The organism is Marinobacter xestospongiae (assembly GCF_023156385.1).
Classification (GTDB): Bacteria; Pseudomonadota; Gammaproteobacteria; order Pseudomonadales; family Oleiphilaceae; genus Marinobacter; species Marinobacter xestospongiae.
On sequence record NZ_JAKZAK010000007.1, the window covers coordinates 61,695 to 86,924 of the forward strand.

The following is a 25,230-nucleotide window of genomic DNA, read 5'->3' on the forward strand; positions in this document are numbered from 1 at the left end:
GGGCGGGAACGGCCTGCCCCGACGGGACTCAGTTGACGGCGTCCTTGAGGGCTTTGCCCGGTTTGAAACCGACTGTGCGGGAAGCCGGAATCTGAATGGTGGCTCCGGTCTGCGGATTGCGCCCTGAACGGGCTTCCCGACTGCGGACGTTGAAGGTGCCAAAACCGATCAGGGTGACGTCATCCCCTCGGGCACTGGCGGCGGATATCTGGTCGGTAAAGGCGGTGATCACTTCACTGGCCTTCTCCTTGCTGAGTCCGGTCTGCTCCGCAATGGCGGCGGCGAGTTCAGGTTTGCGCATCAAAGGCTCCTTGTTGTTTTGCCGAGACCAGGGCGGAACCGTTCCACCCCGACAGATCAAGGTTTAGTGGAATCGCCGCCAAAGTCAATTACCGGCCCGGGCCCGGCGCTCACAGCAATGGCGCTTTGAGCGGCTGGTCTCATTAAAACATCTGATTTGCGACGATAATTCTTACCATTGTTACATCGTGTAACGAATCCTGCGGGTTCGCTGCATGGGCATGACTCCACAACGATCCACAACAACGATCCACAACAACAACGTAAAAGGTGATACAGCTATGACGGCTCTCCAGGGCTTCGTACAACGTTCCGGTCGCGGGTTTGCACGACTCCGCGGTGTGGCCGCCAGCGTCGCAGTCAGCCTGGCATTGGGTGGCTGTGGGGTGGTCAATAACATGATCTACAAGACCACTGGCGATGTCATGCAGGGCTTTGCCAAGAGCCATACCGTGCCCTACCTGCTGGAATCCCAGGATCTGGCCATGGGCTGTGCCATGAGTCAGGCCACCGCGCCGCTGCTGATGTCCTTCGGCCGGGTCACCTCCGAGCCGGACCAGCTGGCGGTGATGCTGTACCTCACCTCCGGCGCCTGCATCGAGGAGCAGGCGCGGGAGTACGAACTGCAGGGGCTGGCGCAGCTGCGGGCGATGTCGGCCGAGGGAGCGGAAGACGCCATGATCCGCCAGAAGCGCGCCTACGCGCTGGCTTCCGAGCGTTACTTCAAGGGCTGGCAGCACCACAACGCGTTCTATGGCAAGCCGGACGAGAGCGAATGCCCGGATTTTGACGAGGACCTGGACGAGTTCGTCTACTTCGCCGGCCTGCTGACCGGGTTGCAGGCGCTCAATGCCGAGATTCAGTCAACCTCCTCCATTGGCGTTCCCAAAAACGTCGGCTCCACCGTCGCCAGGGCCACCAGCTGTCTCGACAACGACAAGTGGTGGGGTGCCCCGATGGCGCTGCGGGCCACGGTCTGGGCGATGATCCCCGGTGCCCTGCCACAGGGTGAGGATGCCTTCCACCGACTGGAAATTGCTGACCGCCAGGGGGAACAGGCCGGCGTTCGCATCAGCCATGTGTTCCATGCCATGGCGGCGATGAACCGGGGCGACACCGAGCGCCTGCGGGGCATCATCCGCAGCCACGCCGAGTCCATCAAGGAAACGCCGTCCAGCGACCAGTGGCGCATGGTGGATGCCATGGCGACTCAACTGATTGTGGCGATGTCCGATCGCATGTGGATGGAGAATACCGGCCATCGCACACCGTTTGGCCAGCTCGGAACCTTCTGGGATGACCAGCCGGAAGCCACCGAAGTCATGGATCTGGATGATCTGCTGTAATTCCACGAGTCTGCCGAGTTCCACACTATGTCTGCACTAACCCTGAACCGCAGTGGCCGGGAGTGGTTTTCCTCCCTGCCGGCCTGCCTCCTGCTGCTGGCGGTCGTGCTGTTTTCGACCTCCAGTGACATTCACAACCAGATGCTTCGTCTTGGCGAGCAGTTCTGGACCGGTTACTACAAGCTGCGGGTGGACATTGCACCGCCGGAATGCAATCCCAGCCGGGACATCGATGCCGCGGTGGCGGCGGAACTGGCCAAGGAGAGCGACCTGGGGGATATGGCGGCGCTGCTGGGCAGTGTCGAGAAGGACCCGGCGGACGTCCGGCGCTCCATTGAGCGCTCGGTGGCGGACTGCCAGGCGAGTCACGCCAGTTACCAGCAGCTGCGGGATCAGCTGACACCAACGGTGAAGGCCTATCGGGCGGTGGAGCTGTTCGTCGCCGATGTCATCGCCCTGGGGCTGGAGTCCCAGCGCTATATCCTCATTGTGGTGGTGATGCTATGTGCAGTGACCGCCACCCTGACCCGGCACCACATCGCCATGCGGCCGATGGAGACCCGGCTCGACTACACCGTCTCGCTGACCCTGCAGACCATCGCCAATGCCATGCTGCTGGGTTCCAGCGTGATCTTCCGCCAGACCACACTGGCGTCCGAGGCAGCGGTGTCGGCGGAGGAAATGATGCTGCACAACCTGTGGATCACCGGCTTCGCTGCGCTGACCCTGGCCAGCCTGTACCGGCTGTTCCGGGTGCCGGCTGACCTGGCGGACGGTGGTAGCCTCAACAAGGCCCTGCTGGCGGTGCCGCTGTATACGGTGATGTGCCTGATTTCCGGGACCTATTTCGGACTGATCGGACACGCCTCGGGGATCGGTATCTACCTCGGCAAGATGATGGAACTGTCCGACATGTTCCTCAACGTCGGGCTCTACGTCTGGGTCGGGATGATGCTCAAGCAGACCCGGTTGGCGACCCTGGTGTTCAACGTATTCCGGCCCTGGCGTCTGCCGCCAGAGATGCTGGCGGTGGTGGCGGTCCTGGTGGCGGCGATACCGACGGCCTACACCGGGGCCTCGGGGATCTTCGTCATTGCTGCCGGTGCGGTGATCTACAGTGAGCTGCGGGCGGCCGGTGCCCGCCGTCAGCTGGCACTGGCGGCCACCGCCATGTCCGGGTCACTGGGGGTGGTGTTACGGCCCTGCCTGCTGGTGGTGGTGATTGCCTACCTGAACCGGGAAGTGACCACCGACGAGCTGTTCGGCTGGGGTATCTGGGTATTCGTACTGACGGCGGTGATGTTCACCGCTGTGGCGCTGGCGGTCAATCGCCAGAGCCGCTTCGAGCTGGCACCGGCCAGCGAGGCCTGGCCCGCCACCCTGGCGGCGCTGCGGTCATTGCTGCCATACGTGGCGGTGATTGTGGCGGTGGTGCTGTTCTATCGCTGGGCTCTGGACGTACGGATGGACGAGTTCTCGGCGCCGCGGCTACTGCCGGTGATCCTGCTGGCGATCCTGGTGTTTGAGCATATCAGCCTCAAGGGCCGCAGCCACCGCGATGCGGAAGGGCTGGAGGTCAACCACCAGGGCCTGGAGCGCAGTGTCCGCACCGCCACCAATGACACCACCGCGGAGATCGGTGCGCTGTTGCTGCTGCTGGGCCTGTCGGTAAGCATTGGCGGGGTGATCGAGCGCTCCCACCTGATGGAAACCTTCCCCCAGTCCTTCGACAGCGCCTGGTCGGCAATGCTGCTGATGGTGGTGATCCTGGTGGTCCTGGGGATGATCATGGACGCCTTTGGCGCAGTGATCCTGGTTTCCGCCACCGTGGCCACCATCGCCTACGGCAGCGGCATCCACCCGATCCATTTCTGGATGGTCACCCTGGTGGCGTTCGAACTGGGCTACCTCAGCCCGCCGGTGGCGCTCAACCACCTGCTCACCCGCCAGGTGGTGGGGGAAGCGGAGGTGACCGCGGCCCAGCAGGAAGGCGGCACCTTCTACCAGCGCCATGAGCGCATCATCATGCCGCTGATCGCCATGGGCCTGTCGTTGTTGCTGGTGGCCTTCGTACCCCTGCTGTTCTACTGACGGCTCAGCAGAACGCCTGCAGGCCGGTCTGTCCACGCCCAAGGATCAGGGCGTGGACATCGTGGGTGCCTTCGTAGGTGTTCACCGCCTCCAGGTTCATGGCGTGACGGATCACGTGGTATTCGTCGCAGATGCCGTTGCCGCCGTGCAGGTCCCGCGCCACCCGGGCGATGTCCAGGGCCTTGCCACAGTTGTTGCGTTTGAGCAACGACACCGCATCCGCAGACGCCTCCCCCTGATCCATCAGCCGGCCCAGTTGCAGCACCGCCTGCAGGCCAAGGGTGATCTCGGTCTGCATGTCCACCAGCTTCTTCTGCACCAGTTGATTGGCCGCCAGCGGGCGGCCGAACTGGTGCCGCTCCAGGGTGTACTGACGGGCCGCATGCCAGCAGAACTCGGCCGCCCCCAGCACGCCCCAGCAGATGCCGAAGCGGGCCTTGGTGAGGCAGCTCAGGGGACCCTTCAGGCCCTGCACCTGGAGCCGGTTCTCCTCCGGTACGAACACCTCGTCCATAAAGATGGAGCCGGTCTCCGAGGCCCGCAGCGAGAACTTGCCGTCGATGGCGGGGGTCTCCAGGCCATCGCTGCCGCGCTCAATCACGAATCCGCAGACTTCGCCGTCGAGCTTGCCCCAGACCACCAGCACATCGGCGATGGGGGCATTGGTGATCCAGGTCTTGGCGCCACTGAGCCGGTAGCCGCCTTCCACCGCCCGGGCCCGGGTTTCCATGCCGCCGGGGTCGGAGCCGTGATTGGGTTCGGTGAGACCAAAGCAGCCCACTTTTTCGCCGCTGGCCAGCAATGGCAGCAGCCGCTGTTTGAGGGCCTCCTGGCCGTAGCGCTGGATCGGATACATCACCAGCGACGACTGCACGCTCAGGGCGGAGCGATAGGCCGAATCCACCCGCTCGACCTCCCGTGCAATCAGACCGTAGCTGACGTGGCTGAGACCCGGGCCGCCGTACTCCTGCGGTACCGTGGCACCCAGCATGCCCTGTTCGCCCATCTTCAGGAACAGGTTGCGATCAAAGCGCTCGTGACGATTGGCCGCAGTGATGCCGGGCATCAGCTGCTGGTCGCAGAAAGCGCGGACACTGTCCCGAACCTGGCGTTCGGTGGTGTCGAGTTGGCGGTCGAATAGCAGCAGGTCGTCCCAGGGGGCAGCCATAATGAGGTCCTCTCGCGGTCGGTCGGATGTGGGGTGGCTGGCGTCTCGGCTTGGGTGCCGATTTGCGTGTCGACAGGGGGCCGGCCGCCAGCGGGTCTGGAGCTATCATAGCGATGCCGGCGGGGCCGGGGGAAGCGTTGGCTCAGGCCGCTGCGGTCTGGCCGCCGAGCAGGATGCGCACCGCGGTGCAGGCATCCTCGAGCTCCTCGTCGCGGGGAGGGCGTCCGCTGATGATGTCGCTGTAGAGACAGGACTCTGCCAGTCGCACGATAAAGTAAGCCAGGCTGCCAATGCCCATGGCCGGGGTCAGTTGGCCCCGATCCACCTGGTCCTGGAGGATACCGGCAAAGGCGTCCACGGTGCGGCTGTGCAGTGGCGACTGGGAGGAGGTGAGAATGCGCAGGGCGTACTCCGGGTCCTGGCCGATAAAGCGCTGCAGGGGCTGGGAGTGCAGCAGGGTGGCGTTGATGTGGCGATAAACGCCCACCACATAGTCGACGCCCTGGCCCGGGGTTCTGGCCTGGGCCTCCTGACACAGTTCGTTGTACAGGGTCCACAGCGCCTCGCCCAGCAGCTTGTCCTTGCTGCCGACCCAGCGGAACAGAGTGGCCCGGCCGATGTTGAGTTCCGACGCCAGTTCCGCCAGGTGTATGCGGCGGCCTTTGACCCAGTGGCGGCGGGCACAGCGGATGGCATCGGCAGGGGTCACCCGGGGCGGGGTTGGCTTCTCGGACACGCGAACCTCTTGTTGGACGTTGCTGGCATTGTAGCCACAACCGTCAGGCGCCGCCACGGTGGCACCTGGCGTGATGGATTTGTGAAGTCTGGCACTTACACTGTGTTCAGGGTGCCACCCCGCAAGCCAGTGAGAGACAACATGAGCCGAACGGTACTGATCATCGAAGACAATCCCGGCATTGCCCAGTTGGTGCGGATGCACGTGGAGGACCTGGGCATGACCGCGGTGCACGAACCGCGGGGAGACAGTGGGCTGGCGCGTTACCGCGCCGGTGGTGTCGACCTGGTGGTGCTGGACCTGATGCTGCCCGGGCTGGATGGCCTGTCGGTGTGCCGGGAGATCCGTCAGGACAGCGGCTATGTGCCGATCCTGATGCTGACCGCCAAGACCACCGAACTGGACCGGGTACTGGGGCTGGAAATGGGCGCCGATGACTACCTCACCAAACCGTTCAGCGTGGCGGAGCTGGCGGCCCGGATCAAGGCGCTGTTTCGGCGGGTGGATGCGCTGTCGGTAACGGCAGAGCCCGAGACCGCCAGCGACGTGATCGACAGCGACGGCCTGCACATCGACCCGACCCGCCGCAAGGTGCGCATTGCCGATGCCGAGGTGGATCTGACCGCCCGGGAGTTCGATCTGCTGTTGCACTTTGCCCGTCATCCCGGCCGGGTGTTCAGCCGGGCCCAGCTGCTGGACGCGGTCTGGGGTTACAACCACGAGGGTTACGAACACACCGTCAATACCCATATCAACCGCCTGCGCAACAAGATCGAGCGCGATCCCGCCAAACCGGACTTTATCCAGACGGTGTGGGGCGTGGGTTACCGCTTCCGGGACTGAATGATGGCCAAAACCCTATACACCCGCCTGGCCCTGGGCCTGTTCATGCTGCTGGTGACCGTCGGTGTGCTGTACAGCGTGATCAGCTGGTACTCGCTGCGGGGCTACGTCACCTCGGTCAATCAGCAGCTGCACCGTGATCTGGCAGCCAACCTGGTGCAGGACCGCAACCTGGTAGACGAGGGCCGGCTGAACCAGGCGGCGCTGAAGGAGCTGTTCGATCTCTACATGACCATCAACCCCTCCATTGAAATCTACCTGCTGGACCCCCGGGGCGAGATTCTTTCCTACTCCGCCGATCCCGCCAAGATCAAGCGCAAACGGGTATCGATGGCACCTATTCGTGCCCTGTTGGCGGACAAGGGGGCCTATCCGATTCTCGGGGATGACCCCCGCAGTCATGAGCGTCGCAAGGTGTTTTCGGTGACGCCGATTCCCTCGGCCCGTCAGCCGGAGGGCTACCTTTACGTGGTGCTGCGGGGTGAGGAATTCGATATGGCGGAAGTGATGGCCCGCAATGGTCACTTCATCGAGATGAGCGCCTGGGCGGTGGGCATCGCGTTGACGGTGGGGATGCTGGCGGGGCTGGCGGTGTTCCGGCTGCTGACCCGCCGCTTAAGCCGGCTCACCGGTCTGGTGGAGCGGTTCGAGACCGCCGACCATGGCCATCTGCCGAGTGAACGCTGGCAGCAACTGCGGCCGCAGGTTCGGGACGAGATTGATTACCTGGGGGTGGCGTTTGATCGCATGGCGGAGCGTATCGCCAGCCAGATTGACCAGCTGCAGGAGAAAGACGCCCTGCGCCGGCGCCTGGTGGCCCAGGTGTCCCACGACCTGCGTACCCCGCTGGCGTCGATGCAGGGCTATGTGGAAAGCCTGCGAATGAAGCGCCAGAGTCTCAGTGAACAGGAGCAGGAGCAGTTTCTGGACATCGCCCTGGCCGAGGGGCGACGACTGAGCCGGCAGGTGGACGAGCTGTTTGAGCTGGCGGCGCTGGAAGCGAAGGAGAAGCGGCCCCAGCCGGAACCGTTCCCGTTGCCGGAGCTGATTCACGACGTTGCCCAGAAGCACGGCGCCAGTGCCGCTGAGAAAGGCATTACCCTTGCGGTGGCCGGTATCCAGGCGATGCCGCTGGCCTACGGTGACCTGGGTATGACCGAACGGGTGCTGGACAACCTGATCGGCAACGCCATCGAATACAGCCCCGCCGACAGCCAGGTCACCCTGACCCTGGCCCAGCGGGATGGCCAGCTGGAGTTGGAGGTGCGCGACCAGGGACCGGGCATCCCCGATGCCGATCTGCCCCATGTCTTCGACGCCTTCTACCGCGGCGATTCCGGCAATGCGCCGGGGCATGCCGGGCTTGGGCTGGCGATCGCCAAACGCATCATGACCCTGCAGGACGGTGCGATCCGGGTTGCCAACCGGCCCAGCGGCGGCAGTGCCTTCACCATCACCCTGCCACCGGCGCACTGAACGGAAGCTGTGATGAATTCGTAACAAACCCCAGACGTTGCCGTGAATCTTTCCGGGCACAGTGACTCCAACCAGTAACCAGTTGGGTATGAGAGGTAACAGTATGAAACGCATTGTGCAGAGTTCCGCCCTGGCGCTTGGGCTGGCGGCCGCTGGCTGGGCCTTCAGTGCCAGTGCCCCCAACCCGCCCACCTCCGAGTACGCCCCGACCGACGAGGGGCTGGCCATTGCCACCTTCGCCGGCGGCTGCTTCTGGTGTGTGGAAGCGGGCTTTGAAAAACTGCCGGGGGTGGTGGAAGCCGTTTCCGGCTATACCGGCGGTGACGAGGCCAACCCCGATTACCAGCAGGTGTCCTCCGGCCGTACCGGCCACACCGAAGCGGTGCAGGTGTACTACGACCCCGAGGTGATCACCTATCAGGGGCTACTGCAGGGCCTGTGGCGGATGATGGACCCCACTGACGCCAACGGCCAGTTCGTGGACCGTGGCCAGCAATACCGCCCTGGCATTTTCTACCACGACGAGGCCCAGCGTCAGGCGGCGGAAGCGGCCAAGCAGGCGTTGATCGAGGCGGATCGCTACGACAGTCCGGTGGTCATCGACATTGCGCCGTTTCAGACCTTCTACGACGCCGAGGGCTACCATCAGGACTACTACAAGAAGAATCCGATCCGCTACAAGTTCTACACCTTCAATTCCGGTCGCTACCAGTTCATCGATGAAGTCTGGGGTGAGGAGCGCGAGATCGACTATGGTCAGTTCCGGCCCATGGCCGGCCCGGCCGAGGGATTCGACCCTGCCGGCTTCCAGAAACCCGGCGATGACGAACTCCGGCAACGGCTGACGCCGCTGCAGTACCGGGTCACCCAGGAAGACGCCACCGAACGGGCGTTCAACAATACCTATTGGGATGAGAAACGGGCCGGCATTTACGTCGATGTGGTGTCCGGCGAGCCGCTGTTTTCCTCGGACGACAAGTACAAGTCCGGCACCGGCTGGCCCAGCTTCACCCGCCCCATCGAGCCCGGTGTGCTGGTGGAGCGGGAGGACAGCAGTTTCTTCATGACCCGGGTGGAAATCCGCAGCCGCTATGCCGACTCCCACCTGGGACATGTCTTTGAGGACGGTCCGGCCCCGACGGGACTGCGTTACTGCATGAACTCCGCCGCCCTGCGCTTCATTCCCCGCGAACGCATGGTTGCCGAGGGTTACGGTGACTACCTGGATCGGGTGGCCGAACCGGGTGGTACCGAAATGTAAGTGGTGTCGCAGGGTGGGCCGACGTCAAACCGTGACGCGGCCTGCCCTCAGCGAATGCTTCCCTTGAGAATGGCCAGCCACCGTCCCAACCTGAGCATGTCCATCAATGCCGCCGCAACGTAGGTCAGCGCCGCGGCCTTGAGTACCTGGCGGGCGGCGTCGTGCAGCTCGGGCGGCAGGTAGTTGCCCTTGATCAGGATCGGCATAGCCTTGTTGAAGCTGGCGTCCCACTCCAGTGGCAGAATAACCAGCTGGATCAACACCGCGACCAGCATGGCGGCCACGCCGATCACCGCCGTCAGTAGCGCGGCATGGGGTACACGGAAAATGGCGACGACCAGCGGAATGGCGAACAGCAGCGTCACGGCCAGTCGCTGGATGGTGGTGGCCAGAGGCAGGTAGCGCTGCCGCAGTCGGGTAATCGCCTCCTGGCGGTGATACTGGATGGCGTGGCCCACTTCATGGGCCGCCACCGCGACGGCGGTGACGGAGCGACCGTGGAAGACCTCATCGGAGAGTCGCACAGCTCGGTTGGCCGGGTCGTAATGATCGCCCTGCGGGGTGGTTTCCACCGTCACCCCGTGGATCTCAAAGCGGTCGATCAGATGCTGAGCCAGCTCACCGCCGGTGCCGGGCATACTGGCGACGGGGGTGTCATGTTTGCGCATCACCCACCGGATCCACAGTTGCGGGCCGAGAATCAGCGACAGAACGAGTAGCAGGGCAAGTAGAAAAAGCATGTCCGTTGCTTCGTGGTGGAGGATGGCAGAGTATACCAGCCAGCGAGGACAATTCGGGGGTTCCTCGGAGACGATTCAATTCGAGGAGTGAGCGATGAACCTGCTGTTTGTCTGCACCGAGAACAAGCTTCGCAGTGCGACCGCAGAAGTCGTGTTCTCAGAGTATCGCGGTGTTAATGCGATTGGCTGTGGAACCAACAAAGATGCGCTGACTCCAATCAGCGGTGACTTGGTGGAATGGGCGGACGTCGTGTTCGTGATGGAGCCGGTTCACCGGCGCAAGATCGTGGATCGCTTTGGGGATTTGCTTCGGGGGCGGAAGCTGGTGTGTCTGGACATTCCCGATCGCTTTGAACGAATGGCACCCGAACTGATCCGGTTGTTGCGTGACAAAGTGGCCATGCACATTCGTTCCGTGACCAGCTGAGTCTTACGATCTGCTACACCAAGGTTAGGCCGAACCTACAACCACAAATCCCGGATCGGCGTCTCGGGGGTAAAGTGGTGCTGTAGCTGTGCCTGCAGCAGCTCCGCCGTGGCCAGGGCGTCGGTGAGGGCGTGGTGGGGAGCATAGTGGGGCAGGTGGTAGCGGCCGCGACTGTCGGCCAGGCGGATGGACACCGGTTGCTGGCCCAGCAGTTTTTTCCACCAGTTGGGGGTGCGATTGGGGTGCAGGTGCGCCTCGATGGCCATGGTGTCGATCACCGGGAAGGTGATGCCTTCCTGCAGCCGCCAGCGCAGGGCAACGTCCAGGAACGGCCGCTCGATCTGGCGGTAGTGCACCACCACAATCCGGCCCGCCAGCGCCTCCAGCACATCCCCCAGAATATCGTCCAGGTCCGGCGCGTTGTCGATATCGGAATGGGTGATGCCGTGGATGGTCACCGAGTCCTGTCGCAGTGGCAGCTTGGGCCGCACCACCCAATGACGGGACTGGGCACACTGGATGCGCTGGCTGGTGAACGGCACCAGACCGATGCTGACGATGGAGTGCTTGTCCGGATCGAGGCCGGTGGTCTCGAAATCCACCGCCACCATCGGCACCTCGCGGATGGGCGTCTCCGCCGCGGGCCAGTCGGCCTGGTAGAACGCCTGCAGGCGCGGGTCCCGGGCCATGCGACCGGCATTGGCCATGCGCAGCGGCCAGGGGGTGTCGGTGATTTCCTGCTGGGAGCGTTGAACCATGCCGAGACCTATTGCAGGTGCCGCCCGGCGGGGGCGTTGTAGCGGTAGCGCAGGAACTTCTGGGCACTGCTGACCACCTGGAAGGCGTCCTTGAGGTGACTGCGCTCAAAGGGCGACAGGTCTTCCGGTCGCACGTTGTTGTCGGGATCACGGCCATCCTCGATGGCCAGCGCCTGGTGGCGGATGCGGACAATGGCAATGAACTCGAGGGCGTCCCGCAGGTTCTCGGCACTGCCGTCCGGCAGCAGCTTGGTGTCGGCAATCGCCCGCAGCCGTTCAAAGGAGTTCTGGGCTTTCGAGCCACAGGCCAGGGCATGCACCCGGATCAGGTCCGAAATCGGCGCCGTGCCCCGGCGTTTAAGGTTGAATGTGTTGTTCTGCTTGCCGTCCTGTTCCATCACAAAGGTGCGGAAGAAACCCAGTGGCGGCGTCCGGTTGAGGGCGTTCTTGGCCAGGAAGGCGAGGAACCGCTGACTCTGGCTGGCTTTGCTGGCCACCAGGGTCTTCAGGGTTTCCGCCATTTCGGTGGCACCGTAGATGCCATCCAGATCGAAGAAGATGTTGCTGTTGAGCAACGCCTCGGCCTTGGGGTTGTCGATCCAGTCTGTGAAGTACTCTTTCCACACCCGCAGCGGTTGGCGCCACTTCTTGTTGGTGGCCATGATGTCGCCGGTGCAGTAGCTGTAGCCGCAGGTGGCGAGGCCGTCACTGACAAAGCGGGCCAGGGCCAGGAAGTAGTCATCGTGCTGCTCCGGGTCGAAACTGTCGTCCAGAATCATGGCGTTGTCCTGGTCGGTCACCACCAGCTGTTCGTCCCGGGCCATGGACCCCAGGGCCATGAAGCAGTAGGGCACCGGCGGTGGTCCCAGTTGTTCCTCGCCCAGCTCCAGCAGGCGTTGGGTAAAGCTGCGGCCGATGCCGGCCATGGCGCTGCCGATCATGTGGGAGTTGGCGTCTTCATTGACCATGCGCACAAAGCTGTCGCGAACGTCCTTGCTGACGCGCTTTAGCCCCTTGACGGTCTGTTGGTGGAAGATATTGCTGACCAGGAACACACTGCTCTGGGATTCGTACTTGATCACGTCCGCCAGCGAGATCACCCCGCGAGGCTCTTCCTGGTACTTGTCCATTACCGGCAGGTGGTGGACGTTGTTGTGCAGCATCAGCAGCATCGCCTCGAAGATGTAGGCGCTGGAGCGGATGGTGATGAGCCCGGTGGACATGATGTCGCTGATCGGGGTTTCCGACGGCAGCGCCTCAGTCAGCGCGCGGGTGCGGAGGTCACGGTCGGTGATGATGCCGGTCATCTTGGGCGGCGTGGCGGTTTCATCCATCAGCACCAGCGACGAGACGCCTTCCTCGGTCATGATCCGCGCCGCTTCCTGCAGACGGATGGTGGTGGAGGCGATCACCGGTTTGCGGCCGATCAGCCGGGTGACCTTGGCGGTCATCAGGTCGTTGCCTTTCTCCCGCCGGGAGATGGCAGTGCGCAGCCGGGTCTGGTCCTCGATCTCAACGAAATCGGCAAAGGTTTCGTCGGTTTCCCACAGTTTCTGGAACACCTCGGCCGGAATCAGGTAGAGCAGGGTGTCCTCGAGCGCCTGGGCGGGAAAACGCACGGTCTTGTTCATCATCAGCCCGAACTGGCCGAAGAACTCGCCCTCGCTGAGACGGTTGTACAACTCGCCGGAGCGGCGGTAGATTTCCACCGCGCCACTGCGGATGTAGAACAGATGGTTGCTGGGATCGCCAAATTGGGCGATCGGGCTGCCGGCGCGGTAGTACGCCACCTCAATGTGTGAGACAACCTCATCCACCAGGTCATCCTCCATCTCATCGAAGGGAGGGTACTGGATAAGGTGATTGCGGATTTCGATCAGTTCGGCCTGCATGGTTCCGTCCAGAGTCAGTCGCGGGTCCGGTTTGTAGGCAATATAGCAGTTGCGGTGTTCGGGTTCAGTCCGACCCGCACGGATTCAGGGAAAATACCCATGCAGGCAACCAGAACCCATGCCCTGGTGTTGGGGGGCATTCGCTCCGGCAAGAGTGCACTGGCAGAACAGCGGGCCACCGCCTCGGGCGGCCCGGTGACCTACATCGCCACCGCCACGGCTGGCGATGGTGAAATGAGTGAGCGCATCCGCCGCCATCGCCAGCGTCGCCCGGCGGACTGGGGGCTGGTGGAGTGTCCGCTGGCACTGGGGGCGGAGCTCACAGCCCAGGCCCAGGCCGGGGCACCGTGTCTGCTGATTGACTGCATGAGTCTGTGGCTCAGCAATCTGCTCCATGCCGGCGATGAGGTGTTCCAGCGTGAGCAGGCGGAGTTTGTGGACGCCGTTGCGGCCTATCCGGGCAGCCTGGTGATCGTCAGCAACGAGGTTGGCCTCGGCACCATCGGCATGGACCCGCTCACCCGGCGCTTCTGCGACGAGCTGGGCTGGCTCAACCAGGCCCTGGCGGCGTCGTGCGACCAGGTAGTACTGACCGTGGCTGGTCTGCCGATGGTGCTGAAAGGCGAGTGACCGGAACTCCTCAGAAGCGATGCTGGCCCCGGTCAATCTCCTGCTGGCGGGTCTGATCCAGACGGCTGTAGGTCTGGGTTCCTGGGAGCCAGACAAACACCGGATCGGCCACCTTGGTGAGGTCATAGCCCTGGGCTTTGAGCGGGGCCTTCTTGTGCTTGAAGGTGCCGGTCTTCTCAACGTCCTTGCTGATGCGCAGGAACACCGGCACCGCGTAGGCAGGTAACTGCTGGCGCAGGCTCTGCAGCAACTGGTCGAAATCGAAGGCGTCGAGGTTGCAGTCCAGGCGGATCGAAGCCATACCGGCGCGACCGTTGGTGCCCGGGATCTCCACCCCGTAGACCACCGATTCGCTGACGTGAGCGCAGCCGTCGGTAATCTGTTCCACCTCGGTGGTGGACACGTTCTCGCCCTTCCAGCGAAACGTATCCCCCAAGCGGTCGACAAACTGGGCGTGCTTGAAGCCGATGTCCCGCATCAGGTCGCCGGAATTGAACCACTGATCGCCCGGCTCGAACACATCCCGCAGCACGCTGCCCTGGGTTTTCTGCTGATCGGTGTAGCCGTGGAACGGGGTCTTGGCGGTGATCTGGCCGATCAGCAGGCCCGCCTCGCCCCGGGCGACGCGGATCATCCGGCCACGCTGGTCGCGCAGCGGCGCCTCCTGTTCCCGGTCGTACTTCACGATGGCGTAGGGAAACGGACACAGGCCAACCGTGTTGTTGAAATTCAGCAGGTTGGTAAACCCGATGTTGCCCTCACTGGAGGCGTAGAATTCCATCACCCGGGCCACGCCAAAGCGGGTTTTGAACGGCTGCCAGATCGAGGGCCGCAGGCCATTGCCCACCATGATGCGGACCTCGTTGCGGCGGTCCTCCGGCGATGCTGGCTGTTCCATCAGGTAGCGGCACAGCTCGCCAACGTAGCCAAAACCGGTGGCGTTGTGCCGGCGAATGTCGGCCCAGAAATTGGAGGCGCTGAAACGGCGGGCCATGACCAGCGCGGCATTCCCCGCCAGTACCGAACCCCAGCACACCGCCAGCGCGGTGGCGTGGTAGAACGGCAGGCACACATACAGGCGGTCACGGGCCGTCAGTTTGACAGCGGCGAAGCCGAACGAGCCGTAGGCCTTCATGAAGCGGCCGTGATTGAACACCACCGCCTTGGGCATGCCGGTGGTGCCCGAGGTGTAGATGTAGAAACACGGATCGTCGGCGCGGATCTCGTCAACGCTGGCGGGGGTGGTCTCGGAACACGGTGCGATCAGGTGTTCCAGATTCTGCCAGTCAATCGGCGGCTCGGCGCCGTTGCGGTACACCTCGGTGTCCGGCACGTAGTAGCAGTGCTCGCCGGGCAGCGATACCGCGTCTGCGACGTCGTTGTAGGCGCCGACCAGCTCCTCACCGACGATGGCCCGTTTGGGGGCAACCAGGTTGATGCTGTGGGCGAGCACCTTGCCACGCTGGGCGGTGTTGACCAGGGCGCTGACGGCGCCAATCTTGGCGCACCCGGCAATCACCGCGAGCAGTTCCGGGCGATTCTCCATCATCACCACCACCGCGTCGCCCTTGCGGATGCCGCTGGCGTGGAGAAAGTTGGCGATGCGGTTGGACCAGCGACTGAAGGCCTCGTAGGAAATCTCCCGCCCCTCGAACACCACCGCCGGCCCCTCGGGATTGCTGGCGCGGCAGCGCTCGAGGCACCGGCCGAGGCCAACCGCCCGGGTCTTGTCGGTGGTGTTGCCGATCCGCAGGCCTTTGACCAGGCCCGGGAGTCCGGACACCAGTTGCGGCACCTTGGCGGCGAGCTGGGGCAGGGTTATTACATCCTCGTGCTTCATCGACAGTCTCCTCGTTTGCGCTTTCGTCGGTCCCGGGCGGAGGCAGGTCTGCGCCCGCCGGGGCGTTGTTATGGGCTTGTTGTGATTGAGAAAGGGCGGGTTGTTGTTCTGGGGATCTATTCTAGGTCGCTGTTAACTTTGGAATTAATGTCGACTTGTCTTGTCGGGGTGGCAATTTGTCTCACGGTTGTGAACCAGGACGCGCGCCGGTCAGCGCCGTTGCGATTACCATGGTGTCTGGTGAAGATCGCGATAACCCCGGAGGCGTAGCTTGAAGGCAACAGAGTCGTTAACGGTTTCGTCGGTATCGGTGTTGGATCTGTATGAGTCGCTCCGTGACGAGGGTTACGTCGGTGAGAGTGACGTGGCCGACCTGCTTCAGGCCCGCTCGGCACTGCTGGATGTGGAAGGCCGCTGGCCCGCCGAGACGGTGGTGCGGCTCTGGCAACTGGCGATTGCCCGTGGCGCCAGCTGCGATGTGGGTCTGCGGGTGGGGGAGCGCCTCAACGACAATCACCGGGGCATGCTCTCCAACCTCATCATCAGCGCGAATACCCTGGGTGAGGCGGTGCGTCTGTTCCAGCGCTACCTGCCGGTGATGAGTCAGGTGGATACGGTGACGGTGCAACCGGTAGCGGCGGGCCTCAAGCTCAGCTACGGCTTCCGTGACTCACGTCTCTACAGCAGTGTGTCGGTGGCGCGCAGCATGAGTGCGGCGGTGGCCTGGGCCCGATACCTGACCGGTCAGCCGATTGAACCCGTGGCCGCTTACTTTTGCGCCGATAACGTTCGCCGGCCGGAAGAGTACCGCCGTGTGTTCGGCGATCACTGCCGCTTTGCGATGACGGAAGATGCGCTGGTGCTGGCCACTGACGACCTGCAGCGGCCGCTGCGTCAGGCCAATCACTACGTTCACACCATCATCCGCGATCGGGTGGAGGATGTGCAGAAACTGCTGGTCAGGGGCGACGGCCTGGCGGACGTGGTCCGGCAGGTGATCGCGGACGATCTGCACCGCGGTGGCGTGACCTCAGAGTACGTCGCCAGCCGGCTCAACATCAGTCGTCAGACCTTGCACCGGCGACTGAGCCGTGACGGCGTCAGCTTCCGGAGCCTGCTGGCGGACACCCGGCGAGAGCGCGCGCGGCGTTATCTGAAGCAGGGCGACGGCAAGATCGAACACCTCAGCGAGCTGCTGGGTTACAGCGAGCCGAGTGCCTTCTTCAAGGCGTTCCGGAGCTGGTTCGGCTGCTCACCCCGACAGTTCGCCCTGATCGAGGCGCAGCGGCGCTTATCCGGGCTGGAGGGCTGATCCTCACTCCGTTGACAGCGCTTCACCGGAATCGATCATGACCTGGTTGCGACCCTGCTGCTTGGCCCGGTACAGCGCCTGGTCGGCCCGCTTGAGCACGCCGTCCAGGGTGTCCTCGGCGCTGGCCTGGTAGCCGCCGATGCTGACCGTCACCGGCAGTGCCATGGCCCGTCCCTGCTGCTCGATGTTCACCCGCACCCGCTGGGCGGTGTGTTCCAGGGTGAGGGCGTCGCAGGGCGACAGAATCACCAGGAACTCGTCGCCACCCCAGCGCCCGGCAATGTCGTAGGGCCGCAGGCAGGCCCGCAGCCAATGGGCGACGTCGCAGAGAATGGCGTCGCCGGTCTGGTGACCACGTTCGTCGTTGATGGCCTTGAAGTGGTCCACATCCATCCACAGCACGCCGAAGCCGCTGCCCTGGCGGTAGGCCCGCTCGATTTCAGTGGCCAGGGCCTCGTCCAGCGCGCGGCGGTTGCCCAGGCCAGTCAGGGCGTCGATCCGGGCCAGTCGGTGTAACTCCTCGGTGCGGCTGGCGACCTGGGCCTGCAGGTCCTCGGTGGAGGCTTTCAGCGTGCTGGCCATGTCTTCGAAATGGCCGCTGAGGCGGCCGATCTCATTGTCTGGCTTGGGCAGGTTGCCAGTGCGGAAGTCGCCCTCACGCACCTGCTTGACCGCCCGTTCCAGCGCCACGATGGGGGTGAGCACCCAGCGCCGGACCAGGCCGTGGAACAACAGCAGGGATATCAGCAGCGCAGCCAGGAACACCGCCACCAGCGGCCACAGGTAACTCACCGGCAGCAGGGTGTCCAGATCCAGCAGGGTGATCTCGAACCAGCCGATGGCCGGCAGGTAGGCCATGCCCGCCAGGTGGCGGTGACCGTCTATGGTGACGAAGCTGCTGGCCACGGCGCCGCTGTCGCCGCCGCGGTTCTTCAGCATCTGCAGCATGCCCAGTACTTTCTGCTGATTCTCCGGCGCCTCGAACAGCAGATCCACGGTGTTCTTCTGGCCTTCGGGTTTGATGATGCTGGCAAAGTCGATGTAGTTGCGATCCCGATACAGCTGGATGGCGCCGTTGAAGTCGACGAACAGGGTGGTGATGCCCTTCTGGCCGATGTCGACAATGTCCTGCAGAAAGCGATCCAGCTCCAGGCCGGTGCCCACCATGCCGAGGATCTGGCCACTGTCATCGCGCACCAGCACATCAATCCACAACTTGGTGACCCCCAGTTCTTCGTCCGGGTTGACGTTGAGGTGGAAATCCCGGCCCTCCTCAATCAGCCGGAAGAACCAGGCGTCGTCCGGGTCGTTGGGGTCAAGCTGGTAGCGCAACTGCTGGCCACTGAACTCGTTGTTGGCGTTGTTAAAATAGTACTGCCGGTTCTTGCGCAGGGCGACGAAGTAGGTGTTGTCGCGGAAGTTGCTGCGGAAGCTCTCCATCTGGCGAATGGCGGCGGTCTTGAGGGCCGGGTTATCCGGCGTTGCGGCCCACTGCTGGATCGCCACCGAGTCCGCCATCTGCCGTGCCAGGCCGATTTCCCGCTCCAGCGACTGCAGCAATCGGGCGCTGTCGTAGCGTACCTGGATTTCGGCCACCTGTTGGCCCCAGCGCTCAATGATGTCCTGGGACAGCGCGCGGTAGGCCAGCCAGGAGGCGGCAGCGGCCACAACCAGCAGAGTGGTGGCCAAGGTCAGGATGCGGGCGTTGAGGCTCAAATGGTTCGTCCCCGGAAAATGCGGTTGTTTTCATCATAGTCCACGGTCTGGCCGCGAGTGGCCGACGGTTATGGCGAAAGTCGTGGCTGAGGCGATGGTTGCAATCGTGTCTGGATACGTGACGTAACGAAAGGCTAACGATTTCATTCCTGAAATAATAGTTTCATGTCGATTGATGCGGCAGAATTGGCCCTGACAGAACATGACAACTTGGTAAGGAATCCAGGCATTGAAACATAATAACGACACCAAACTGATGACACTGCTGGCGGCAGCGCTGCTCAGCGCCTGCGGTGGAGAGAGCGATTCAACGACAACGGACACGGCGCTGGATCAGCAGGTGCGGGCGCTGGCAGACAGCCAGGGCCTGACCGGTGACCCCAGTCAGGGGCGGGCCCTGCCCAGCATTGAGTCGCCCCAGGCCCAGCTGGGCATGCAGCTGTTTTTCAGCAAAGGCTTGAGCGGTACCCTGGACACCGCCTGCGTTTCCTGCCATCACCCGTTCCTCGGTGGTGGTGATGACCTGCCGCTGTCGGTGGGTGTGGAGGCAGACCTGCCGGACCTACTGGGTCCCGGGCGACTGCATTCCAGCGCCGGCCATCATTTCGACGGCGGCCCCACGGTGCCTCGTAACGCCCCCTCCACCTTCAACATTGCTTTTTACGACGATGTGCTGTTCCACGACGGCCGGGTGGAGAGTCTCGACAAGACGCCGGGCCTCAGCGGTGCCGGTGGTGGCATCCGTACCCCGGATTCGCCGTTTGGCGTGGCGGACCCGACCGCCGGCGATAATCTGGCTACGGCCCAGGCCCGTTTCCCGGTGACCTCGAAGGAGGAAATGCGGGGCTTTGAATTTGAGGCCGACGGCGATAACACCAGTGTGCGTGATCACCTGGCGTCACGGCTGCGGGGCGAGGTGGTGGCGTTGAGCGGCAACACCTGGCTGGAGGCCTTCCGTACCGGCCTGGAGCAGCCGGCGGCCAGCGCTGAGACGTTGATCACCTATGACAATGTGGCTGCGGCCCTGGCCAGCTACCAGAACTCCCAGGTGCTGGTGGACAACCCCTGGCGGGCGTTCCTGGCGGGAGATGATGACGCCATCGGTTCCGACGCCAAACAGGGTGCCCTGCTGTTCTTCACCGAGGTTGCCAATGGCGGCGCCGGCTGCAGCGGTTGCCACCAGGGCGATTTCTTCACCGATGAGCAGTTCCACGTGGTGGCAATGCCGCAGATCGGTCGCGGCAAGGGCGATGGCGCGGATGGCACGGACGACTTTGGACGCTTCCGGGAAACCGGTAATCCCGATGACCGCTACGCCTTCCGCACCCCGCACCTGCTCAACGTGGCGGACACCGGCCCCTGGGGCCACGCTGGCGGGTATGGCTCACTGGAGGCGGTGGTGCGCCATCACCTGAACCCGCGCCAGGCCATGGCCCGGTACGACGCCAGTCAGCTCGATCCCTCGATCCAGGTCAGTAACCTGCAGGCCAACACCGGGCGTGCCCTGGATCAGCTGGATGCGCTGCAGGCAGCTGGCAAGTCAAAACTGGTGACGGCGGCGCTGGATGATGACCAGGTGCAACAATTGGTGGCGTTCCTGAACGCCCTGACGGACCCCTGTGTCACCACCCCGTCGTGCATGGCCCAGTGGATCCCTGATGATGCCCTGCTGGACCCGGACAGCCTGCGGTTGCACGCCGAGTTTCAGTAACGCCGACGCTGTTGCGGTTGCGGTCTAACCGTGCCGCAACAGGCTCTGGTAGCAGCTGGTATCGGTGTGGTCGACCCGGACCTGGCTACGGCAGGCGTAGGGCACCGCCAGGCCGGCGAAGGAGCGGGCCAGGGGAATGCCCAGCACATCCGCCAGGATCATTCGGATGACCCCGCCGTGGCACACCACCAGCGCCCGCTGGCCGGCCAGTTCGGTGCGCCAGTGCTGCCAGCCCGCCAGCACCCGCTGCTGGAAAGCTTCCAGGGCTTCGGCTCCGGGCGGGGTATTGGCCACCGGGTTGTCCCAGAACCGGGATAAGCGGTCGCCATCGCGCGCCAGGATCTGCTCCGAGGTCAGCCCCTCCCAGTCACCAAAACCAATCTCCCGCAGCCGTGGTTCCACCTGCAGCGGCAGCCCGCGCTGTTGCGCGACCTCCTCGGCAAAGCGGATACAGCGCAGCATGGGTGACGCCACCACCACATCCCAGTGATCGTCCGCCGCCACCGCTGCCCGCATCTGCTGCCAGCCGGTGTCGCTGAGTGGGTCGTCCTGGCTGCCGCGGAATTTTGGTCCACCCTCGGGCTCGCCGTGACGCATCAGATCCAGCCAGGTGGTGATCGGGTCCATCGCCATGATCAGTCCTCCCGGTTGCTGACGCCGGCATCGCGGAACGTCGCCATGCTGTTGTGCAGGCTGCAGGCCGCCCGCAGCAGGTTGACCGCGACCGCGGCACCACTGCCTTCGCCGAGCCGCATGTCCAGATCCAGCAACGGCCTGGCCTCCATCGCTGCCAGTACCCGGTCGTGGCCGGGTTCGGCGGAGCGGTGGGCGAAGTGCAGCCAGGCCCGGGCACCGGGCCGTTGCCGTACCGCCACCAGGGCTGCCACCGAGACGATGAAACCATCCACCAGCACCGGAATGCGGCGGGCCGCGCAGCCCAGCAGGGCACCGGTGAGGGCGGCAATCTCCAGACCGCCGAGGGAGGTCAGCACCGCCAGTGGGTCGCGATTGTCACCATGACGCTGCAGGGCACGGCGGATCACCTCGGCCTTGTGGCTGACGCCGGCAGCGTCCAGTCCGGTACCGGGGCCGGCCAGCGCCTCCGGATCGTCACCCAGCAGCGCACAGGCCAGTACCGCGGCGGTGGTGGTGTTGCCAATGCCCATGTCGCCACCGATGAACAGCTGCGCACCGGCACTGGCGGCGCGTTCCGCTACGGCGTCACCGGCGCAGAGGGCGGCGGTAACCTGATCGTGAGTCATGGCCGGCTGTTGCGCCAGGTTGGCGGTGCCTGGCGCAATCTGCAGGTTGTTGACACCGGGCAGGTGTCCCAGGGGTTCCACCGTGCCCAGGTTGAGCACTTCCAGGGTGGCCTCGAGGTGGCGGGACAGCACGCTGATGGCGGCGCCGCCTTCGGCAAAGTTGGCGATCATCTGCCCGGTGACCGCCTGGGGAAACGCCGAGATACCTTCGTCACAGACGCCGTGATCGCCGGCAAACACCGCCATGTGCACCTGGTCGGCTCGCGGGCGGTGAGTGGCCTGCTGCGCCGCCAGGTCAACCGCCAGCTGTTCCAGCCGGCCCAGGGAACCGGGAGGCTTGGTCAGCAGCTGTTGGCGATCGAGGGCCTGTTGGCGATAGGCAGCGTCGGGAACAGGAACGGGGGAGGTCCAGCTTGCAGGCAGGGTCATGGCAGGTTTGCTTCCGGAAAGATGTAAACGATTGATGGTCGTATCCGTGCCGGGGAGTGTCAAGGCCGATCACCTCTCAGTTAAACTGGGCGACTGTTTCGCCTCCGGGAATTCCGCTGTGTTGTCGCTCACCGCCACCGCTCTTGCCTGTGTCATTGCCCTTGTTCTGGACCGTCTGTTGGGAGAGCCCCGACGCTGGCATCCGCTGGTGGGATTTGGCTGGCTGGCCGGGCGGCTCGAAGCCCGGCTCAATCGGCCTGGATCGGCGTCGGTTTGGCGGGGCCTGGTAGCGGTCCTGCTGGCGGTGGTGCCGCTGACAGCGGCGGCAACGTTGTTGTTTGTACTGTTACCGCCCAGCGGTCAGCTGGTGTGGGCCAGCGTGGTGCTGTGGCTGGCGCTGTCATTGCGGGGACTGACAGAACATGGCGAGGCGGTGGCGATTCCGCTGGCTGCGGGGGAGTTGGCGCAGGCGCGTTGCCAGGTGGGCCGCATTGTCAGTCGCCAGGCAGAGGCGCTGGATGACCGTGGGGTCGCGGCGGCGGCCACCGAATCGATGCTGGAGAACGGTGCCGATGCGGTCTTCGCCAGTCTGTTCTGGTTCCTGGTGGCGGGAGTGCCCGGGGTGGTGGCTCACCGGCTGGTCAACACCCTGGATGCCATGTGGGGCTATCGCAACAACCGCTTCCTTTACTTTGGCCGCGTCGCGGCGCGGCTGGATGATGCCATGAACTGGCTGCCGGCCCGGCTTACCGCGCTCACCTACACCCTGCTGGGCCAGTCGGCCACCGCCTGGCGCTGCTGGCGTACCCAGGCCGCCAGCTGGGACAGCCCCAATGCCGGACCGGTGATGGCCGCCGGTGCCGGCGCCCTTGCGGTTACTCTGGGCGGGCCGGCACCTTACGCCACCGGCATCAAGTCGCGGCCAGTACTGGGCACGGGTGGGCCTCCTTCGGCAGCCTCCATCACCGCCGCCATTGCCCTGGTGCGGTGGGGAACCTGGCTGTGGCTGGCTGCCCTGGTGCTGCTGGCGGCGATGGCGGAGTTCATGCAATGAGTGAGCTGCACCATGGTGGTCGCCTGAATCAGGCGGTCCGGGACTGGGGCATTCCCCGCGATCAGTGGCTGGACCTGTCCACTGGCATCAATCCGGTGGGCTGGCCGGTGCCGGCGCTGCCTGCGGCGGTGTGGCAGCGTCTGCCGGAGCCGGACGACGGTCTGGAGCGCCAGCTGCAGGACTGGTTCCAGGCGCCGTCCCGGGCCGCCCTGCTGGCCGTGCCCGGCAGCCAGTGGGCGATCGAAAGCCTGCCCCGGTTGCGGGCACCGTGCCGGGTTGGGGTGCCGGAGCCCGGTTACGCCGAACATCGTCACCACTGGGCCAGCGCGGGCCACCAGGTGGTGCCGGTGCCGCTGGCCCAACTCGATGAAGAGGACGACCGCTGGCTGGAGGCACTGGACGTGCTGGTGTGGATCAACCCCAACAACCCCGGCGGCCAGGCCTGGCCCGCCGCCGCTCTGCGGCGCTGGCATCGGCAACTGGCGGCCCGGGGCGGCTGGCTGGTGGTGGACGAAGCGTTCGCGGACGGCCAGCCGGCGCTGTCCCTGGGGCCAGCCACCGGCGTACCGGGGCTGGTGGTGCTGAAATCCCTGGGCAAGTTCTTTGGTCTGGCGGGGGTGCGGGCCGGTGCCGTGGCGGCTGATCAGGCGTTGATTGACCAACTGGCTGCTCGCCTGGGGCCCTGGGCCCTGAGTGGCCCGGCACGCTGGGTCATGGCCCGTGCGCTGGCGGACCGGCGCTGGCAGCAGGCAACCCGGCAGCGACTCGGGGCGGACAGCGAGCGTCTGGGGCGGTTGTTGCGGGAGCGGGGACTGACGGTGACTGGCCGCACCCTGCTGTTCCAGACGGTGCACTGTGCTGGTGCCGCGGAATTGGCGCAGCGACTGGCGGCGGCAGGCATTCTGGTGCGGGCGTTTCCGCCCTCCGCGGTGCTGCGGTTCGGACTGCCGGGCAAGGAAGCCGACTGGCAGCGGCTCGATGACGCCCTGGCCCAGTGGCAGGCAGAGACGCGCTAACGCGCCTCTGCCAGTGGTGACGTTTTACTCGTCGTCGATTTCAGTGAACGCCACGCCGGTAGGCAGCAAGGTGGTCTGGATGAAGGCCTGTTCGCTGTTGTCGGCGGTGGCGAGGATGCGGATGCCCGGGTTGTTGGCAGTGGCATCGGCCAGCCACAGGTTGCCTTCGGGGCTGAGTTCGATGTCGCGGTAGTCGCCACCGGCGTAGCTGGCGACAGTGGTGAACTCGATGGTGGCGGCGGACGGGTTGAAGCTCTGCAGCGTGGTGTTTTGCCAGTCGGCGTAGCTCAGCACGTAGCCCTGGGTGTCGCTGACGATCACCAGATCACTCAGCAGATCGTCGGTGTCGGCGTCAGCAATCAGCGGCTCAATGGCAAAGGTCTCCGGATCGATGCGGTCGACACCGGTCTGTTCCTTGGTGTCGTAGCTGCCGGTGTTCTTCACCAGAATACCCAGGTCTTCGTGGTACTGAATGCCGCCGGGGTTGCGACCAATCAGCGGAATGCCCTTGAGGCCATTCTCGCCCATGCCGGTGTCGATTTCAGTGTCAGTGTCGGTGTCGAACACGGCCACGTAGGCGGTGTTGGTGGGGTCGTATTCAGAGTCCAGCCGCTGCAGGGTGATAAACAGCTTGCCGTCCACCACCACGCCGGAGGCCATGTTGGGCGCGCCCTGGGTGTTGTCAGGCAGGTAGCCGGAGAGATCCAGGGTCTCGCCGGAGAAGAACTCGTCCTCGCTGGTGGCGGACGGATTCACGATCCACGCTTCGCTGGTGTTGTAGCGCAGCAGGTAGGCCTTGGTGTCGTTGACGAACACCAGGGCGTAGGGGTTGGAGGAGGCGGTGTCGCCGGCACTCAGGGTGGAGTACTGCCAGATCTCCTGGGCCGGGTTTGCCACGTCCACTTTCTGCAGGGTGTCGATGTTGAAGCGGCCAAAACGGTAGTAGTGCTGGCCGCGGGCGGTGACACCAATGTCGGAGCCGGTGGGGAAGTAGGCACCGGAAGCCACCGGGTCCGTCTCGCTCATGTCGATCAGTTCGACGGCGCCGGAGGTGAAATCAGATGCTACGGTGGAAACCACACCAACAAGGCGGGCGTCCTGGCCTGGCTTCAGCGGTGTGCTGTCGTCAGAGGAACCACAACCGGCAAGGGTCAGGGTGAGGGCAAGGCCGCCGGTGCCGAGCAGGCTGCGCAGGGAAATGGGTGTGTGCATGGATGTCTCC

The 25,230-nt window shown here is 64.4% G+C and carries 22 protein-coding genes; 11 read left to right on the forward strand and 11 right to left on the reverse strand.

The features are described 5' to 3' along the window. Positions 1 to 28: 28 nt before the first annotated feature. On the reverse strand, positions 29 to 301 hold the full coding sequence (locus tag MLD24_RS06780; RefSeq protein ID WP_248165519.1) for an HU family DNA-binding protein: 273 nt from the start codon (positions 299 to 301) through the stop codon (positions 29 to 31). A 280-nt stretch (positions 302 to 581) separates the two neighbouring features. Between MLD24_RS06780 and MLD24_RS06785 the strand changes: the two genes are divergently transcribed. Together MLD24_RS06785 and MLD24_RS06790 are read left to right on the forward strand one after the other, a co-directional pair. Further along, positions 582 to 1,646, forward strand: a complete 1,065-nt coding sequence (locus tag MLD24_RS06785; RefSeq protein WP_248165521.1) for a hypothetical protein — start codon at positions 582 to 584, stop codon at positions 1,644 to 1,646. A 27-nt stretch (positions 1,647 to 1,673) separates the two neighbouring features. Continuing rightward, a complete protein-coding gene (locus MLD24_RS06790) occupies positions 1,674 to 3,737 on the forward strand; it encodes a TRAP transporter large permease subunit (RefSeq protein ID WP_248165523.1) in 2,064 nt (687 codons plus the stop codon). Positions 3,738 to 3,741: 4 nt separating this feature from the next. Here MLD24_RS06790 and MLD24_RS06795 read toward each other — a convergent pair whose 3' ends face one another. Together MLD24_RS06795 and MLD24_RS06800 are read right to left on the reverse strand one after the other, a co-directional pair. Continuing rightward, a complete protein-coding gene (locus MLD24_RS06795; protein WP_248165525.1) occupies positions 3,742 to 4,905 on the reverse strand; it encodes an acyl-CoA dehydrogenase in 1,164 nt (387 codons plus the stop codon). Positions 4,906 to 5,047: 142 nt separating this feature from the next. Next, entirely contained in the window at positions 5,048 to 5,641 is a 594-nt protein-coding gene (locus tag MLD24_RS06800; protein ID WP_248165527.1) for a QsdR family transcriptional regulator, read from the reverse strand. Positions 5,642 to 5,782: 141 nt separating this feature from the next. Between MLD24_RS06800 and MLD24_RS06805 the strand changes: the two genes are divergently transcribed. The 3 genes from MLD24_RS06805 (at position 5,783) to msrB (ending at position 9,221) form a co-directional block, all read left to right on the forward strand. Beyond that, complete coding sequence (locus MLD24_RS06805; protein ID WP_248165530.1) at positions 5,783 to 6,484, forward strand: response regulator transcription factor; 702 nt, start codon at positions 5,783 to 5,785, stop codon at positions 6,482 to 6,484. Between the two features lie 3 nt (positions 6,485 to 6,487). Further along, positions 6,488 to 7,960, forward strand: coding sequence for a sensor histidine kinase (locus MLD24_RS06810; RefSeq protein ID WP_248165532.1), 1,473 nt, complete (start codon positions 6,488 to 6,490; stop codon positions 7,958 to 7,960). A gap of 103 nt (positions 7,961 to 8,063) precedes the next feature. Beyond that, the gene (msrB, locus tag MLD24_RS06815) at positions 8,064 to 9,221 is read left to right on the forward strand and encodes a peptide-methionine (R)-S-oxide reductase MsrB (RefSeq protein ID WP_248165534.1); all 1,158 of its coding nucleotides are present in this window, start codon (positions 8,064 to 8,066) and stop codon (positions 9,219 to 9,221) included. A 47-nt stretch (positions 9,222 to 9,268) separates the two neighbouring features. On the opposite strand, the gene MLD24_RS06820 is transcribed toward msrB, so the two are convergent. Further along, positions 9,269 to 9,961, reverse strand: coding sequence for a zinc metallopeptidase (locus MLD24_RS06820; RefSeq protein ID WP_248165536.1), 693 nt, complete (start codon positions 9,959 to 9,961; stop codon positions 9,269 to 9,271). Positions 9,962 to 10,055: 94 nt separating this feature from the next. Between MLD24_RS06820 and MLD24_RS06825 the strand changes: the two genes are divergently transcribed. Continuing rightward, positions 10,056 to 10,388 (forward strand): low molecular weight protein tyrosine phosphatase family protein, encoded by a 333-nt coding sequence (locus MLD24_RS06825; RefSeq protein WP_248165538.1) that lies wholly within the window; start codon positions 10,056 to 10,058, stop codon positions 10,386 to 10,388. A 35-nt stretch (positions 10,389 to 10,423) separates the two neighbouring features. Here the strand turns inward: MLD24_RS06825 and MLD24_RS06830 are convergent, their stop codons facing one another. After that, the gene (locus tag MLD24_RS06830; RefSeq protein ID WP_282450505.1) at positions 10,424 to 11,146 is read right to left on the reverse strand and encodes a 3'-5' exonuclease; all 723 of its coding nucleotides are present in this window, start codon (positions 11,144 to 11,146) and stop codon (positions 10,424 to 10,426) included. An 8-nt stretch (positions 11,147 to 11,154) separates the two neighbouring features. After that, positions 11,155 to 13,038: a putative nucleotidyltransferase substrate binding domain-containing protein gene (locus MLD24_RS06835; RefSeq protein WP_227173271.1), complete on the reverse strand. Its 1,884-nt coding sequence runs from the start codon at positions 13,036 to 13,038 to the stop codon at positions 11,155 to 11,157. Between the two features lie 99 nt (positions 13,039 to 13,137). On the opposite strand from MLD24_RS06835, the gene cobU reads away from it, so the two are divergent. Further along, positions 13,138 to 13,668: a bifunctional adenosylcobinamide kinase/adenosylcobinamide-phosphate guanylyltransferase gene (gene cobU / locus MLD24_RS06840; RefSeq protein ID WP_248165540.1), complete on the forward strand. Its 531-nt coding sequence runs from the start codon at positions 13,138 to 13,140 to the stop codon at positions 13,666 to 13,668. Between the two features lie 10 nt (positions 13,669 to 13,678). Here cobU and MLD24_RS06845 read toward each other — a convergent pair whose 3' ends face one another. Further along, positions 13,679 to 15,508: a long-chain-acyl-CoA synthetase gene (locus MLD24_RS06845; RefSeq protein WP_248165542.1), complete on the reverse strand. Its 1,830-nt coding sequence runs from the start codon at positions 15,506 to 15,508 to the stop codon at positions 13,679 to 13,681. Between the two features lie 271 nt (positions 15,509 to 15,779). Here MLD24_RS06845 and MLD24_RS06850 point away from each other — a divergent pair, with 271 nt between their 5' ends. After that, complete coding sequence (locus tag MLD24_RS06850) at positions 15,780 to 16,820, forward strand: AraC family transcriptional regulator (protein WP_248165544.1); 1,041 nt, start codon at positions 15,780 to 15,782, stop codon at positions 16,818 to 16,820. Positions 16,821 to 16,823: 3 nt separating this feature from the next. On the opposite strand, the gene MLD24_RS06855 is transcribed toward MLD24_RS06850, so the two are convergent. Beyond that, the gene (locus tag MLD24_RS06855; RefSeq protein WP_248165546.1) at positions 16,824 to 18,536 is read right to left on the reverse strand and encodes a sensor domain-containing diguanylate cyclase; all 1,713 of its coding nucleotides are present in this window, start codon (positions 18,534 to 18,536) and stop codon (positions 16,824 to 16,826) included. Between the two features lie 229 nt (positions 18,537 to 18,765). On the opposite strand from MLD24_RS06855, the gene MLD24_RS06860 reads away from it, so the two are divergent. After that, the gene (locus tag MLD24_RS06860) at positions 18,766 to 20,247 is read left to right on the forward strand and encodes a cytochrome-c peroxidase (protein ID WP_248165548.1); all 1,482 of its coding nucleotides are present in this window, start codon (positions 18,766 to 18,768) and stop codon (positions 20,245 to 20,247) included. A 24-nt stretch (positions 20,248 to 20,271) separates the two neighbouring features. Here the strand turns inward: MLD24_RS06860 and MLD24_RS06865 are convergent, their stop codons facing one another. Both MLD24_RS06865 and cobT read right to left on the reverse strand, forming a co-directional pair. Then, positions 20,272 to 20,880, reverse strand: coding sequence for a histidine phosphatase family protein (locus tag MLD24_RS06865; RefSeq protein ID WP_344816762.1), 609 nt, complete (start codon positions 20,878 to 20,880; stop codon positions 20,272 to 20,274). Positions 20,881 to 20,882: 2 nt separating this feature from the next. Beyond that, on the reverse strand, positions 20,883 to 21,938 hold the full coding sequence (gene cobT, locus MLD24_RS06870) for a nicotinate-nucleotide--dimethylbenzimidazole phosphoribosyltransferase (protein WP_248165550.1): 1,056 nt from the start codon (positions 21,936 to 21,938) through the stop codon (positions 20,883 to 20,885). 118 nt (positions 21,939 to 22,056) lie between these two features. On the opposite strand from cobT, the gene cbiB reads away from it, so the two are divergent. Beyond that, positions 22,057 to 22,992 (forward strand): adenosylcobinamide-phosphate synthase CbiB, encoded by a 936-nt coding sequence (gene cbiB, locus MLD24_RS06875; protein WP_248165552.1) that lies wholly within the window; start codon positions 22,057 to 22,059, stop codon positions 22,990 to 22,992. Beyond that, positions 22,989 to 24,008 carry a threonine-phosphate decarboxylase CobD gene (gene cobD / locus MLD24_RS06880; protein ID WP_248165554.1) on the forward strand — a complete coding sequence of 340 codons (1,020 nt, stop codon included), beginning with the start codon at positions 22,989 to 22,991 and terminating at the stop codon, positions 24,006 to 24,008. The genes cbiB and cobD overlap by 4 nt, the downstream gene beginning before the upstream one ends. Before the next feature lie 24 nt (positions 24,009 to 24,032). On the opposite strand, the gene MLD24_RS06885 is transcribed toward cobD, so the two are convergent. After that, positions 24,033 to 25,220 (reverse strand): NHL repeat-containing protein, encoded by a 1,188-nt coding sequence (locus MLD24_RS06885; protein ID WP_248165556.1) that lies wholly within the window; start codon positions 25,218 to 25,220, stop codon positions 24,033 to 24,035. Positions 25,221 to 25,230: the final 10 nt, after the last annotated feature.

What these genes read in the sequence shown, in the direction of transcription:
- MLD24_RS06780 (WP_248165519.1), bottom strand. Translation starts at nt 301, where the DNA reads ATGCGCAAACCTGAACTCGCCGCCGCCATTGCGGAGCAGACCGGACTC.
- MLD24_RS06785 (WP_248165521.1), top strand. Translation starts at nt 582, where the DNA reads ATGACGGCTCTCCAGGGCTTCGTACAACGTTCCGGTCGCGGGTTTGCA.
- MLD24_RS06790 (WP_248165523.1), top strand. Translation starts at nt 1,674, where the DNA reads ATGTCTGCACTAACCCTGAACCGCAGTGGCCGGGAGTGGTTTTCCTCC.
- MLD24_RS06795 (WP_248165525.1), bottom strand. Translation starts at nt 4,905, where the DNA reads ATGGCTGCCCCCTGGGACGACCTGCTGCTATTCGACCGCCAACTCGAC.
- MLD24_RS06805 (WP_248165530.1), top strand. Translation starts at nt 5,783, where the DNA reads ATGAGCCGAACGGTACTGATCATCGAAGACAATCCCGGCATTGCCCAG.
- MLD24_RS06810 (WP_248165532.1), top strand. Translation starts at nt 6,488, where the DNA reads ATGGCCAAAACCCTATACACCCGCCTGGCCCTGGGCCTGTTCATGCTG.
- msrB (WP_248165534.1), top strand. Translation starts at nt 8,064, where the DNA reads ATGAAACGCATTGTGCAGAGTTCCGCCCTGGCGCTTGGGCTGGCGGCC.
- MLD24_RS06820 (WP_248165536.1), bottom strand. Translation starts at nt 9,961, where the DNA reads ATGCTTTTTCTACTTGCCCTGCTACTCGTTCTGTCGCTGATTCTCGGC.
- MLD24_RS06825 (WP_248165538.1), top strand. Translation starts at nt 10,056, where the DNA reads ATGAACCTGCTGTTTGTCTGCACCGAGAACAAGCTTCGCAGTGCGACC.
- MLD24_RS06830 (WP_282450505.1), bottom strand. Translation starts at nt 11,146, where the DNA reads ATGGTTCAACGCTCCCAGCAGGAAATCACCGACACCCCCTGGCCGCTG.
- MLD24_RS06835 (WP_227173271.1), bottom strand. Translation starts at nt 13,038, where the DNA reads ATGCAGGCCGAACTGATCGAAATCCGCAATCACCTTATCCAGTACCCT.
- cobU (WP_248165540.1), top strand. Translation starts at nt 13,138, where the DNA reads ATGCAGGCAACCAGAACCCATGCCCTGGTGTTGGGGGGCATTCGCTCC.
- MLD24_RS06845 (WP_248165542.1), bottom strand. Translation starts at nt 15,508, where the DNA reads ATGAAGCACGAGGATGTAATAACCCTGCCCCAGCTCGCCGCCAAGGTG.
- MLD24_RS06865 (WP_344816762.1), bottom strand. Translation starts at nt 20,880, where the DNA reads ATGGCGATGGACCCGATCACCACCTGGCTGGATCTGATGCGTCACGGC.
- cobT (WP_248165550.1), bottom strand. Translation starts at nt 21,938, where the DNA reads ATGACCCTGCCTGCAAGCTGGACCTCCCCCGTTCCTGTTCCCGACGCT.
- cobD (WP_248165554.1), top strand. Translation starts at nt 22,989, where the DNA reads ATGAGTGAGCTGCACCATGGTGGTCGCCTGAATCAGGCGGTCCGGGAC.
- MLD24_RS06885 (WP_248165556.1), bottom strand. Translation starts at nt 25,220, where the DNA reads ATGCACACACCCATTTCCCTGCGCAGCCTGCTCGGCACCGGCGGCCTT.